The following is a 12,885-nucleotide window of genomic DNA, read 5'->3' as shown; positions in this document are numbered from 1 at the left end:
GCCTACGACACAAAGGAGTGCCGACATGCTTGCGAAGTCGATGATGACGTTCGCGGCAGCGCGATCCATGGTCTCTCACCTCGAGACCGGCGCACTGACCGCCCAGTTCCGTGCCGCGCTGCGGACCCGCAGCTTCGCCACCGCGAAGCTCAACGCTCCCACCGCCGAGCATCGGGTCGTCCCGGTGACCACCGCCGACGGCGCCGACCTCCGGGTCCACGTCTACGGTCCCGACACCGCCCCCGCCCTGGTTCTCATCCACGGCTGGGCGTGCAGCATCGAGTACTGGAACCCGCAGATCAACGCCTTCGCCGGCGAGTACCGGGTGGTCAGCTACGACCAGCGCGGGCACGGCGAGTCCACCCTCGGCACCGTCGCACCCAGCGAGCACACCCTGGCCGACGATCTCGCCACCGTCCTGGACGCGACGCTGCGTCCGGGCGAGCGGGCCGTGCTGGCCGGGCACAGCATGGGCGGGCTCACCATCCAGGCCTGGGCCAAGCACCATCCCGAGCAGGTGAGCGAGCGCGCGGCCGCGGTGCTGCTGGCCAACACCGCCAACGGCGAGATCCGCGGGGAAACCGACCTGCTGCCGCTGCTGAACAAGCAGCTGACCATCGCGACACATCCGGTCACCGTGCTCGGCGCGCCGGTGCGCATGCCGCAGCCGGTCAGCGAGTCGCTGCTGTTCGCCCCGCTGCCGATCCCCGGCGGCTGGGTCACCGAGCAGGTCTTCCGCAACCGCATCCTCACACCGGAGGCCAGCGACGAAGAGGTTGACTTCGCGATCGGCATCATCCGCTCCTGCCGTCCGCTCGCCCGTGGCCGTCATGCCGCGGCGATGGCCGATATGGATCTGTCCGAGGGCACGGCCAACCTGACGGTACCGACCACCGTGGTCGCCGGCGCCAAGGACCGTCTGCTCCCGCAGCGCATGTCCCGCCCGCTGGTCGAGATCCTGCGCCGCACCGGTCATCTGGCCGATTTCCACGTCCTGCCGCACGGCCACCTCAGCAATATCGAAGACACTGATGCCTTCGACCGCGTGCTGCGGCAGATCCTGCGCTCCACCCAGAACTCTCGGGCCACCCGCCGCAACGTCGCCGCCCGCTGACCCGAGTCAGGTCTCCCGAGTCCGGTCAACGGCGATCGGCTCAGGAGTCACACAGAAGGCCCCACGACCTCGGTCGGGGGCCTTCTCGGCGTTTCAGGGCAGAAGCAGCCCCCAAGGCAGGGTGCGGCCGAAAACCAAAGGACCGAACGAGGTCGAGCGGGCGGCCGCGATGTGCCTAGCCCGGGCCGCGATACTGACACGGCTCCGCGCCACTGCTACTGGCCAACGTACAAATCTGGTTCTGGATGAAGTTGCTCAGGAGGAAAAGGGGGATCCCGACCACGCTGCCGAGGTCATCTGAATCACTGGAGGCGGACGGGCTCGCGACCGTGTCGCGGTCAGCAGGTTCCGCCGAGGCCACGCCGCCGGTAGCGATCAATGACACCATTGCCAATACGATGGCTGCGATTGTTGAGCGTATCAACTGTGTTCCTCATCTCCGCCGATATCAACGTGTCGGCCGCGCAAGTATGAAACACAAGCAAGTCACATTGCGGGAAAACGACGGCCTCAGTTTTCGGGGCATCCTCCGAGGCAGTTCAGAAGCGGTCGAAGCGCCACCTCGATGACCTCGTGTCCGACCGATCCTCCTGCACGATCTGCGCCACTCGTGCGCAAGCCCGCTGTCCGCTCGGGGTGTCCTCACGGCGACTGTGCGGCGGACCTCGCGGCACAGCTCGATCACCACCACCGGCATCTACACGGATGTGTTCGAACGAGTCCAGCGTGAGGCCGTCGCGGGCATGGACAGCCGCTTCGGCGAGATACGGAGGAGCCGTCGTCAGGAACCACAAAGGCCCTCCCCGGCGAACCGGAAAGGACCTTTGGCCTTGGAGCCGCCTGGGGGAATCGAACCCCCGACCTTTTCATTACGAGTGAAGCGCTCTACCGACTGAGCTAAGGCGGCGTGCCTTTCGGCGACGAGAGTCTATCGCGGGAGCGGGCAGAACGCGAAAACGGGTGGTCAAGTGGAGCGGGCGGCGATGAGGGTGGCGACCATGGCGGCTACGGCGAAGCGGGGTTTGACGTTGAGGTCGAGGGCTTCTCGGCAGGCGAGGACGGCGTCGATGCTGCGGAGGAGGCCCTCGGGGCGGACATTGGTGGCGAGGTCGGTGATCTCGGCGGCCATGTCAGGGTGGGTGAGGGTGATGGTGGCGCCGCGGCCGGCGAAACGCATGGCCAGGGCGTCGCGGTACATGCCCGCGACGTCGATGAGGGCGCGGTCGAGGGCATCGCGGCCGGTGCGGGTGGCGCGGGACTTCTGGCGGCGTTCCAGTTCCTTGAGGATGCCCGCCGAGCCTCGGGTGGCCGAGGCGGCGCCCTTGCCGGTGCCGCCCGCGCCGAGGGCGGTGGCGAGTTCGTCGCGTTCGCGGTCGTCGCGGTCGGAGCTCATCAGTTTGGCTTCGTCGTCGGCCGACTTCACCAGTGCGTCGGCGGCGGCGTAGGCGGCGCCGGGTCGCTCGGTCGCGCCGACCAGGGCGAGGGCGCGCTGACGGCGTGTGCGCGCGTCCTCGTCGGTGGCCAGTCGTCGGGCCCGGCCGACGTGGCCGCCACTCACCGCGGCCGCCCAATCGGCGGTCTTCGCGTCCAGTTGGTCCCGTTCCCGCAGCACCTGCGCGATGGCAGGGACCGACGGTGTCACCAGATGCACATGCCTGCAGCGTGAGCGCAGGGTGACGGAGATGTCCTCGGGGTCGACGGTGGGCGCGCACAGCAGGAACACCGTGCGGTCCGGCGGCTCCTCGACCACCTTCAGCAGCGCGTTGGCCGCGCCCTCGGTGAGCCGGTCGGCGTCCTCGACGACCACGACCTGCCAGCGCCCGGTGCTCGGACGGCGCGCGGCGATCTGCACGATCGCGCGCATCTCCTTGGTGCTGATGCTCAGCCCCTCGGGGATGATGCGCCGGACGTCACCGTGCGTCCCCGCCATCGTCGTGGTGCACGCGTGGCAGTGCCCGCAGCCGACGATGTCCGGGTCGGTGCACTGCAGAGCCGCGGCGAAACACAGCGCCGCCACCGAACGCCCCGAGCCGGGCGGCCCGGTGAACAGCCACGAATGCGTCATCGCCCCACTGACGACCCCGGCCCGCGCCGCCGTCGCGGCGGCGGTCAGTTCCGCCTCGACCACGTCCTGGCCGACCAGTCGATCGAAGACACCTGCCACGGCACACACCCTAGTCGCGCCCTACGACACCCTCAGCGGACGGTCGATGCGATCACCTGGACCGGCCCGTCAGTACGACGTCGAGCACGATCCCTCGATACTGGACCGTTGATCACCAGGCGCTCAGGTAGGCATCGGCCGAGAAGCACCACCATGAGTGCCTGGTGATCACAGGTTCAGTTCGACGTGGACCGTTCACAATCGACGCCGAGCTGCGTCGCTCAGCCGCACGCGAACGGCGGACGTCGGCGGTATCAATCCAGCTTGGATGCGCTGTCGGGCTCAGTCCTCTTCTGCCGCGACAGTTTTGGCTCCAGCCTTCTTCGCCGGGGCCTTCTTGGCGGTCGTCTTCTTCGCGGCGGTCTTCTTGGCCGCGGTCTTGGTGGCCGTCTTGGTCGCGGCCGACTTCGCCGCCACCTTCTTGGCGGGCGCCTTCTTCGCGGCGGTCTTCTTCGCCGCTTTCTTCACCGGACCACGCGCGCGGCGATCCGCCAGCAGCTCGGAGGCGCGCTCGTCGGTGATCGACTCGACCTCGTCGCCCTTGCGCAAGCTGGCGTTGGTCTCGCCGTCGGTGACGTACGGACCGAACCGACCGTCCTTGATCACCATCGGTTTGTCCGTGGCCGAGTCCTTGCCCAGTTCGCGCAGAGGGGCCGCGCTGGCCGCCTGCCGACCACGCCGCTTGGGCTCGGCGTAGAGCTTCAACGCCTCGTCCAAGGTGACGGAGAACAGCTGGTCCTCGGTCGCCAGCGAACGCGAGTCGGTGCCCTTCTTCAGGTACGGACCGTAGCGGCCGTTCTGCGCGGTGATCTCCTCGCCCGAGGCGGGATCGGCGCCGACAACGCGCGGCAGCGACAGCAGCTTGAGCGCGTCGTCGAGGGTGATCGTCGCCAGGTCCATCGACTTGAACAGCGAACCGGTGCGCGGCTTGACCTCGGCGGCCTTCTTGGTGGTCTTCTTGGCCGGCGCCGCGGCCGGGTCCGGCGCGGGCGGTTCCGGCAGCACCTCGGTGACGTACGGACCGAAACGCCCTTCCTTGGCGACGATTTCGTGCCCCGATACCGGGTCCACGCCGAGCGAACGACCCTCCTGCGGTGTCGAGAACAGCTTTTCGGCGACCTCGGGCGTCAGCTCGTCCGGCGGCAAATCGTCGGGCAGGTTCGCCCGCTGCGAGATCGGATCACCGTCCGGGTCATCGGGATTGACGACCATCCGCTCCAGATACGGTCCGAACCGACCGACGCGGACCACGACATCGCGGTCCTCTTCGTCGCGAAACATCTTGATGGAGTTGACTTCTCGCGCGTCGATGTCGTCGAGCTGCTCGCCGACCATCTTCTTGAGTCCGCCCGAGCGCGCGACCGAACCCTCGGCACCGTGATCGCCGCCGAAGTAGAAGCTGGACAACCAGTTTCCGCGCTGCTCACGGCCACCGGCGATCGCGTCGAGATCGTCCTCCATGGCCGCGGTGAAGTCGAAGTCGACGAGCCGGCCGAAGTACGCCTCGAGCAGCCCGACCACCGCGAAGGCCACCCACGACGGCACCAGCGCGCTGCCGCGCTTGTACACATAGCCACGATCGAGAATCGTCTTGATGATCGAGGAGTAGGTCGAGGGCCTGCCGATGCCGAGCTCTTCGAGGGTCTTGATCAGCGACGCTTCGGTGTAGCGGGCGGGCGGGTTGGTGCTGTGGCCGTCGGGGGTGAGCTCGACGGCGGTGACGCCCTGGCCCTCTTCCAGCGCGGGCAGGCGCGATTCGGCGTCGTCGGACTGGCCGCCCGCCTCTTCGTCGACACTCTCTACATAGGCCTTGAGGAAGCCGGCGAAGGTGATCGTGCGGCCCGAGGACGAGAACACACACTGTTCGCCGGTCCGCGCGGTGCCGGTGATGCGCAGGGTGAGCGTGGTGCCGCGCGCGTCGGCCATCTGCGAGGCGACGGTGCGCTGCCAGATCAGCTCGTAGAGTTTGAACTCGTCCTGGTCGACCTTGGATGCCAGCTGACCGGGGGTCACGAAGGTGTCGCCGGACGGACGGATCGCCTCGTGCGCTTCCTGCGCGTTCTTGACCTTGCGGGTGTACTGACGCGGCGTCGGCGAGACGTACTCGGCGCCGTAGAGCTGCGTGGCCTGCGACCGCGCCGCCGCGATGGCCGACTCCGACAGCGTCGTGGAGTCGGTACGCATGTAGGTGATGTAGCCGTTTTCATACAGCCGCTGGGCCACCCGCATCGTGCGCTCGGAGGTGAAGCGCAGCTTGCGGCCCGCCTCCTGCTGCAGTGTCGAGGTCATGAACGGCGGATATGGCTTGCGGCTGTACGGCTTGGCCTCGGCGGAGGACACGACCAGGTCGGCGCCGTCGAGCGCCTCGGCCAGCCTGCGCGCGTACGCCTCGTCCAGCACGACGACCCCGGAGGCCGACTTGAGCTGACCGTCGGAACCGAAATCACGGCCGGTGGCGACCCGATCGCCCTCGACCTGGACCAGGCGCGCGCCGAAGGTACGCGGGTTGGTCGAATCGGAGGACTCGTCGACCCCGGCATCGAGCTTGGCGGCGATGTCCCAGTACTCGGCGGAGCGGAACGCCATGCGCTCACGCTCACGCCGCACGATGACCCGGGTGGCGACGGACTGCACGCGACCGGCCGAGAGCCGGGGCATGACCTTCTTCCACAGGACCGGGCTGACCTCGTAGCCGTAGAGACGGTCGAGGATGCGACGGGTCTCCTGAGCGTCGACCAGATCGTTGTCGAGTTCGCGCGTGTCGGCGGCGGCCGCGAGGATGGCCGGCTCGGTGATCTCGTGGAAGACCATCCGGCGGACCGGGACCTTCGGCTTGAGAGTCTCGAGCAGGTGCCAGGCGATGGCCTCGCCCTCACGGTCGGGGTCGGTGGCCAGATAGAGCTCGTCGGCGTCGGCCAGCAGGCTCTTGAGTTCGGAGACCTTGGCCTTCTTGTCCGGGCTGACGACATAGATCGGCTCGAAGTCGTGGTCGACATCGACGCCGAGGCGCGCCCAGGACTGCCCCTTGTATTTGGCGGGCACGTCGGCAGCGCCGCGCGGCAGGTCACGGATGTGGCCCACCGATGCCTCGACCGTGTAGTTGCGGCCGAGATAGGGCGCGATCTTGCGGGCCTTCGTCGGGGACTCGACGATCACGAGACGACGCAGGGGACGGCCCTGGTCGGCTGAACTGCGGTCTCGTGTTGCCACCGGCGAACACCTTCCTTCTAGATCCGCGCGTCGGGAGGTCCGCTCGGTGCGCGGCTGGGGCAGTCGGCGCGATGATCGACATCGCCACCAGTGACGTTTATACCCTGCGCACCTGGGTAGCCGTGTCGTCGGCGGCTGGCACCGCGGGTTCTCGGCCTGTTCCCTCGATCTCCCCTCCCGCCGGGTACGCCTTCGTCGTGCCCTCTGGTCAGTCCAGATCGAGGCGGCCGAGAACGAGAGAAATACGCGTCGTGCCGGGCCACTCTACCCGGAAACGGCTCGTCCCCCACCTCCGCGAACGGAGGTGGGGGACGGGTGTGTATTCGATTCGCAGCTCAGGAGAGCGCGCGAACGCCGGTGGCCTGGGGGCCCTTGGTGCCCTGGCCGACCTCGAACTCGACCTTCTGGTTTTCCTCGAGGGTACGGAAGCCCGTGCCCTGGATCTCCGAGTAGTGGACGAAGACGTCAGCGGAGCCGTCCTCCGGCGCGATGAAGCCGAACCCCTTCTCCGCGTTGAACCACTTCACAGTTCCCTGTGCCATTCTGTTCCTTCTCTTTCTTACCGGAACGGCGGACAACTGGGTTCGTCCACCGGGTCCGTTCCGACCGCTGTACCGTTGGTCCCCCTGCAAGGAAAGCCTGAGCACGGCGTTCGCAACATCGATCCTGCTGATGGTTGGACTTTGGATCCGTCCCTCGAACACAGAAGCTTGCGACCGAGACCCAGTGAACCATGTCTGCAACCAATTCAACAGTCGAGTTACCGACAATTTGCAAAATTCTTGATCTTGCGAATGTGCAGGTAAGGGAGAGATTGGGTGAATCCGTACTTCCAGTCTGTTTGCTTCATGATAACCGGGTGAGCTTCCAGCAAACTTGCTGTGACCCAGGTCGCTATTGGGTTACGAAATCGCAGGTCGCGGTTGCAACACACACACGTTTCACACTTCCGGCGTGGCGCGAGAGGGCCGAACGATGAATCCGACCGACCGGACCGAGGTCCGCAAGCCACGATCGAACGAAAGCTACGGTCGATCGTTGCTGAATCGTGTCCTCGTCGACGCGGCCTCGGGCGGCCACCCGTTGACCCATGTTGCCGAACTGCCCGCGCGGCGCGCCCGCACCACCGAGTGGCCGCGCTGGGTGCCATCGGAGCTGGTCACCGCGCTCGAAGCGGGCGGAATCGAACGGCCGTGGACCCATCAGACCCGAACGGCGGAGCTGGCGGTGGCGGGAAATCATGTCGTCGTGAGTACGGGGACGGCTTCCGGGAAATCACTGGGCTACCAACTGCCGGTCCTCACCGCCCTGCACGAAGACCCGCGCGCCACCGCGCTGTACCTGTCCCCCACCAAAGCGCTCGGCGCCGATCAGTTGCGGACCGTCGGCAGCCTCATCCATGACAACGCCCTGCGTGAGGCGCATCCAGCGAGCTACGACGGCGACACTCCCGCCGAGATCAGGCAGTGGGTACGGGCCAACGCGCGGTGGGTCTTCACCAATCCCGACATGCTGCACGTGGGCATACTGCGCTCCCCGCAGCGGTGGGCGCGGGTGCTGCGCAATCTTCGCTATGTCGTCGTGGACGAATGCCACGCCTACCGGGGCGTGTTCGGTTCGCATGTCGCACTGGTGCTGCGCAGGCTGCGCAGGCTCGCCCGGTTCTACGGCGCCGACCCGGTGTTCATCCTGTGCTCGGCCACCAGCGCCGACCCAGCCGCCTCGGCGGGCAAGCTGATCGGCGCGCCGGTCACCGCCGTCACCGAGGACGGCTCACCCCGGGGCGCGCGCACCGTCGCACTGTGGGAACCGCCCTTGAGCACGGCGCTGACCGGGGAGAACGGCGCGCCGGTGCGGCGCACCGCGACCGGCGAGGCCGCCAAGATCATGGCGAGCCTGGTCGCCGAGGGCGCGCGAACACTCACCTTCGTCCGGTCCCGGCGCGGCGCCGAACTGATCGCGCTCGACGCCCGGCGCATCCTCGCCGAAACCGCGCCCGAGCTGCAGGAACGGGTGGCCGCCTATCGCGCCGGCTACCTGGCCGAGGACCGGCGCGAGCTCGAACGATCGCTGTCGCAGGGCACGCTGCTCGGTGCGGCGAGCACCAACGCGCTCGAACTCGGCGTGGACATCGCCGGCCTCGATGCCGTGGTCATCGCCGGTTTTCCGGGCACGGTCGCCTCCTTCTGGCAACAGGCCGGCCGCGCGGGCAGACGGCTGCAGGGCTCACTCGTGGTGCTGGTCGCCACCGACGATCCGCTCGACACCTACCTGGCGCACCACCCCGAAGCACTGCTCGATCGGCCGATCGAGGCCACCATCACCGACCCGTACAACCCCTACGTCCTCGGCCCCCAGCTGCTGTGTGCCGCGCTGGAACTCCCGCTCACCGACGACGAGGTGACCGAGCTACGCGCCACGGAAGTGCTGGTCGACCTGGCCGAACAGGGCCTGATCCGACGCCGTCCCGGTATCCGCGGCCAGTCCGCACGCTGGCATGTCACCGCCCGAACCCACCCGCACGACGCAGTCGATGTGCGCGGCGGGCTCGGCACACCGATCGCCGTCGTCGACAACCAGACCGGCCGACTGCTCGGCACCGCCGACGCGGGCCGTGCACCCGCGACCCTGCACGAAGGTGCCGTGCACCTGCACCAGGGCGAGACCTACCTGGTCGACGAACTCGACCTCGACGGTGGCGTCGCATTCGTCGACCAGGTCGATCCCGGGTTCACCACCAGCGCCCGCCAGATCACCTCGATCAGCATCGAAGCGGTGATCGAAGAACGGGTATTCGGGTCGTTGACGACGGCATCCGCGCAGGTCGCGGTCACCAACCAGGTAGTCGGGTACCTGCGCACACTGGTGAGCGGCGAGGTACTCGATCAGGTGGAACTCGACCTGCCCGCGCACACCCTGCGCACCAAGGCCGTTCTCTATACCGTCACGCCCCGGCTGCTCGCGGCCGCCGGGATCACCGATGAACAGCTCCCCGGCGCCCTGCACGCCGCGGAGCACGCCGCGATCGGGATGCTGCCCCTGGTGGCGGGCTGCGACCGCTGGGACATCGGTGGCGTGTCCATCGCCGAGCATCCCGACACCGGCGCGCCGACGGTGTTCGTCTACGACGGACACCCCGGTGGGGCGGGCTTCGCCGAGCGCGGATTCGCCCAGCTCGCGCACTGGCTGGCCGCGACGCTCAGCGTCATCCACAGCTGTGGATGCCAGGAGGGGTGCCCGTCGTGCGTGCAGTCACCCAAGTGCGGCAACGGCAACAATCCCCTGGACAAGGACGCCGCAGCACGCTTGCTGGGTGCCGTTCTGCGCGAGCTGGGAGCCCCGTCCGAACCGTGATGCCATCGCTGCGCTGGCGTGACCGCTGCCATACCTCGCTCCACGGTTACTGGTCACTTGTCCGAAGTTGTGCTGACCAGCGTGGACCCGCCCACAACCGACCACTTCACGAATAAAGAGGACGACTCTTCTGTTAACTGACCCATAGCCAACGGCTAGTAGTCGAGTCGGTGGGCCATTGTTTTCATACTTTTCTCGCCTGTATCAAACAATGCGCATGAAATGGCTTTAGGGGTATTCCAGTAAATGGCGGATTAGTTCGATGCGGAACAACCACTGGCCAGTGATAACACTTCCCGGTCACGCAGTGTCGTCCACCGGTCCCGCCCGTGCAGCCACGCCAACCGTGCGATTGCCGAATATCCCGAGCGTCACTGTGACCTCTACCGTCACTTCCACATCCCAGTGCTCGACCACACACCGCGCCACCCGCGCACCCATCCGCCGCGCAAGCTCCGTTGCCCGCGCACAGCCCGCCTCAGGCCCCTCCACCAGCACGCCGGCCGCCGCAAGCGCGCCGAGGTCCGCCGCCGCCTGCGCGCGGTGTCGCGCGACGACAGCCACACCTACCTGGCCGATCAACAGCGTCAGAGCGATCAGTGCCGCAAGCGCGATACACGCGAAGGCCGTGGCACCGCCCGCGTCACTGGTCAGGCCGCCCGCGTGAGCCGTCGCACCGGCGCTGTCCGCGTGCGCACCGCCGGTGTCCCCGTTCGCACCTCGGCCCGCTGTCCACACCCCGCTTCGCCATCCACACGTGCCGTGCGTCGCAGCCGCTGCCCGACTCCCGGTTCCCTGACCGCGACGACCTCGGCCTTCCGTCGCGGTCACCGCCCCACTCCGGGTTCGATGACCGCGACGGCCTGGGCGCTCAACCGCAGGCCCGGGAGCAGCGGAGTGCTCGCGGTGATGGCGGCGATGACCCGGTCGCCTTCGGTACGGAGTTCGACCGTCGCGCCGGAGGGCGCGACGCCCCTGCCGGCGGCGATCGCCCGCGCGGTGTCGCCGCGAGCCGCGAGGCGGGCGGTCGCGCGGGCCGCGTCCACACAGCGCACCTGGGTCGATGCCGCGAGCAGGGCGCCGACGCACAGCGCCACCGTGGACACCAGCGCGGCGAGGGCGATGGCGGCCTCGACCGTCACCGCACCCACATCTCCAGCGAGCGTTTTTGCACTACAAGGCTTTACACGCTCGTACCGAGCGCCTTGTCGATGATCTGGGTCAACGCGTTGACGATGCTGTCCCCGGTCACTACCCCGTAGAGCACCGCGCCGAACGCCGCGGCCGCGATCGTGCCGATGGCATATTCTGCCGTGCTCATCCCGTCGTCGTCGATCAGCAGGCGCGTGAATCTGGCGCGTGCCCCCGTGTACGCGGTGCGGACGAAAGTCATCGTGATCCCCTCTCTTGTCCCACCGCGCGGCTGGTCCGCGCGGTGACGATTCGCCGACCTCGTCGAGGCCGGTCACAACAGGCCACCTCCGCCGAGTACTCGGTCCGCCAAGCCGATCACGACCGGAACGATGCCGAGGCAGACGAAGGCGGGGAGGAAGCACAGCCCGAGCGGGCCGCCGATCAGGACGCCCGCGCGTTCGGCACGGGCCACGGCAGCGTCCTCCACCGCTTCGCGGCGCTGTGTCGCCAGTTCGCCGACCGCCGCCGCGAGCGAGGCGCCCGAGCGCGCCGAGCGGCGGGCCATCCTCGCCAGCGACTCCACCTCGTCGGCACCCGCGGATCCCGCCGCATCCGCGGCGGCACGCTCCCACGCCGAGGCCGCATCGGCACCGAGCGCGAGCAGATCGGCTGCCCTGAGCAGGGCGGCACGCAGTACTGGCGGGGCGGTTGGCGCACTCGCCCGCGCCGCCGCGGCCATCGGCAATCCCGCACGAAGACAGGCCGCCAGCAGATCGAACGCCGATGCCGATCCCAGCGGATCAGCCTTCGCCGCCGGTGGCGGCTCCGCGTTTCCCTGCGTCGGCGGCCCGAGCACACGCGCCCGCCGACGCACTGCCACCCGACTCGGCATCAACACCACCGCGATCGCGGCGATCAGCATCGCCGCCGGTGCAGGCGCCCCGGCCAAGTTCCACACAGCAATCCCTCCCTCGATATCGGATAGTCCCCACCTGTCCACAGCGGCCGCTCCTCGCATCGCCGAGACCCGGCCGACCGCCTGCCGTGGTTCCCCGGCCTTGCCGAGGACAACCTCGCTATCGCTGCCCATCCACCCACCGCCTCGACCAGACACAGCGCTGCGCAGTTGTGCACAGCCTCCGCACGCCTCGGCCGACTCGACGCCACGCGGTACGACAGGCTCGACGCCGCTGACCTACCCCTGCTCATGGTCGAACGTGTTGCCAGGGAGTGAGGTTCACGCTGCGCCCTTGCGGGTGATCACATCTGTCCACAGCAATCCACAGCAGGCGAGGGCTGCGCCCAGGGGTAGTAGGAGGTTGCCTGCCGGGGAGCCGAAGAGGACCGATAGAGGGGCGGCGCCCATCAGTTGGCCGAGGCCGATGCCCACCAGGGGAAGACCGGCCAGGACGGTGGCGGAGGCTCGAGCTCCAGCCAGGGCGGCTTCGGTGCGGGCGCGGAAGCGGATGCGGCCGAGCAGGTCGGTTCTGGCGGCGGTGAGTGGCTCGGCCAGCGCGAGGCCGTACTCCTCGGCGACGCGCCAGGCAGCGGCGATCCGCGAGAGTTCTTCGGCCACCACCGAATCCGAATGCACCCAGCCCTCGGCGCCGGAGCCGCCGAGTCTGCTGCGACCCGCGCTGATCGCCAGAACACGTGCCGCTTCGCCTCGCGATTCCCCCGCCGCGGATTCGGCCGCAGCGCTCGGGTGCGCGCCCACTCGCAGTTCACCGACGACGGCCTCGAGCCCAGCGAGTAGATAGGAGCACTCGAGCCGTCGCTCCCGCTCGGCTCCCGCACGCCGATTCCGCACCACGGCAGTGACTCCGAGCATGAGTGCCGCCAGCCCCACACCGGTCCCGAGACCGAAAGCCATGCACCCCATCGCGATTCCCACACACCACTCCACAGG

11 protein-coding genes, 1 tRNA gene and 1 pseudogene are annotated in these 12,885 nt (G+C 68.4%); 4 read left to right on the top strand and 9 right to left on the bottom strand.

Annotation, left to right across the window (positions count from 1 at the left end):
* Positions 1–25 precede the first annotated feature (25 nt).
* From BOX37_RS01690 to BOX37_RS36020, 3 genes and pseudogenes are all read left to right on the top strand, one after another.
* Positions 26–1,114, top strand: coding sequence for an alpha/beta fold hydrolase (locus tag BOX37_RS01690; protein ID WP_071925907.1), 1,089 nt, complete (start codon positions 26–28; stop codon positions 1,112–1,114).
* 245 nt (positions 1,115–1,359) lie between these two features.
* A complete protein-coding gene (locus tag BOX37_RS33620; RefSeq protein ID WP_156910232.1) occupies positions 1,360–1,683 on the top strand; it encodes a hypothetical protein in 324 nt (107 codons plus the stop codon).
* A 15-nt stretch (positions 1,684–1,698) separates the two neighbouring features.
* Positions 1,699–1,815: pseudogene (locus BOX37_RS36020) on the top strand (hypothetical protein); the annotation flags it as partial.
* Between the two features lie 130 nt (positions 1,816–1,945).
* Here BOX37_RS36020 and BOX37_RS01675 read toward each other — a convergent pair.
* From BOX37_RS01675 to BOX37_RS01660, 4 genes are all read right to left on the bottom strand, one after another.
* A tRNA-Thr gene (locus BOX37_RS01675) sits at positions 1,946–2,021 on the bottom strand.
* Positions 2,022–2,078: 57 nt separating this feature from the next.
* Positions 2,079–3,278: a DNA polymerase III subunit delta' gene (locus tag BOX37_RS01670; RefSeq protein ID WP_071931100.1), complete on the bottom strand. Its 1,200-nt coding sequence runs from the start codon at positions 3,276–3,278 to the stop codon at positions 2,079–2,081.
* A 282-nt stretch (positions 3,279–3,560) separates the two neighbouring features.
* Entirely contained in the window at positions 3,561–6,488 is a 2,928-nt protein-coding gene (gene topA, locus BOX37_RS01665; protein ID WP_071925905.1) for a type I DNA topoisomerase, read from the bottom strand.
* Between the two features lie 335 nt (positions 6,489–6,823).
* Positions 6,824–7,030, bottom strand: a complete 207-nt coding sequence (locus BOX37_RS01660; protein ID WP_019044597.1) for a cold-shock protein — start codon at positions 7,028–7,030, stop codon at positions 6,824–6,826.
* 433 nt (positions 7,031–7,463) lie between these two features.
* Between BOX37_RS01660 and BOX37_RS01655 the strand changes: the two genes are divergently transcribed.
* Positions 7,464–9,842 (top strand): DEAD/DEAH box helicase, encoded by a 2,379-nt coding sequence (locus BOX37_RS01655; protein ID WP_071925904.1) that lies wholly within the window; start codon positions 7,464–7,466, stop codon positions 9,840–9,842.
* A 300-nt stretch (positions 9,843–10,142) separates the two neighbouring features.
* Here BOX37_RS01655 and BOX37_RS01650 read toward each other — a convergent pair whose 3' ends face one another.
* From BOX37_RS01650 to BOX37_RS01630, 5 genes are all read right to left on the bottom strand, one after another.
* The gene (locus BOX37_RS01650) at positions 10,143–10,496 is read right to left on the bottom strand and encodes an Rv3654c family TadE-like protein (RefSeq protein ID WP_071931099.1); all 354 of its coding nucleotides are present in this window, start codon (positions 10,494–10,496) and stop codon (positions 10,143–10,145) included.
* 173 nt (positions 10,497–10,669) lie between these two features.
* Entirely contained in the window at positions 10,670–10,984 is a 315-nt protein-coding gene (locus tag BOX37_RS01645; protein ID WP_084760554.1) for a TadE family type IV pilus minor pilin, read from the bottom strand.
* 41 nt (positions 10,985–11,025) lie between these two features.
* Complete coding sequence (locus BOX37_RS01640; protein WP_206045752.1) at positions 11,026–11,235, bottom strand: DUF4244 domain-containing protein; 210 nt, start codon at positions 11,233–11,235, stop codon at positions 11,026–11,028.
* A gap of 72 nt (positions 11,236–11,307) precedes the next feature.
* The gene (locus BOX37_RS01635) at positions 11,308–12,066 is read right to left on the bottom strand and encodes a type II secretion system F family protein (protein ID WP_476703560.1); all 759 of its coding nucleotides are present in this window, start codon (positions 12,064–12,066) and stop codon (positions 11,308–11,310) included.
* A gap of 147 nt (positions 12,067–12,213) precedes the next feature.
* Positions 12,214–12,849: a type II secretion system F family protein gene (locus BOX37_RS01630; protein ID WP_167659885.1), complete on the bottom strand. Its 636-nt coding sequence runs from the start codon at positions 12,847–12,849 to the stop codon at positions 12,214–12,216.
* Between the last annotated feature and the right edge of the window lie 36 nt (positions 12,850–12,885).

It is taken from the genome of Nocardia mangyaensis (genome assembly GCF_001886715.1).
Classification (GTDB): Bacteria; Actinomycetota; Actinomycetes; order Mycobacteriales; family Mycobacteriaceae; genus Nocardia; species Nocardia mangyaensis.
Note: the sequence above shows the minus strand (reverse complement) of the source record. Positions and strands in the feature narration are given on the sequence as shown.

Coding starts and splice junctions, on each gene's coding strand:
- BOX37_RS01640 (WP_206045752.1), bottom strand. CDS start 11,235: ATGACTTTCGTCCGCACCGCGTACACGGGGGCACGCGCCAGATTCACG.
- BOX37_RS01655 (WP_071925904.1), top strand. CDS start 7,464: ATGAATCCGACCGACCGGACCGAGGTCCGCAAGCCACGATCGAACGAA.
- BOX37_RS33620 (WP_156910232.1), top strand. CDS start 1,360: ATGAAGTTGCTCAGGAGGAAAAGGGGGATCCCGACCACGCTGCCGAGG.
- BOX37_RS01630 (WP_167659885.1), bottom strand. CDS start 12,849: ATGGCTTTCGGTCTCGGGACCGGTGTGGGGCTGGCGGCACTCATGCTC.
- BOX37_RS01690 (WP_071925907.1), top strand. CDS start 26: ATGCTTGCGAAGTCGATGATGACGTTCGCGGCAGCGCGATCCATGGTC.
- BOX37_RS01635 (WP_476703560.1), bottom strand. CDS start 12,066: ATGGGCAGCGATAGCGAGGTTGTCCTCGGCAAGGCCGGGGAACCACGG.
- BOX37_RS01660 (WP_019044597.1), bottom strand. CDS start 7,030: ATGGCACAGGGAACTGTGAAGTGGTTCAACGCGGAGAAGGGGTTCGGC.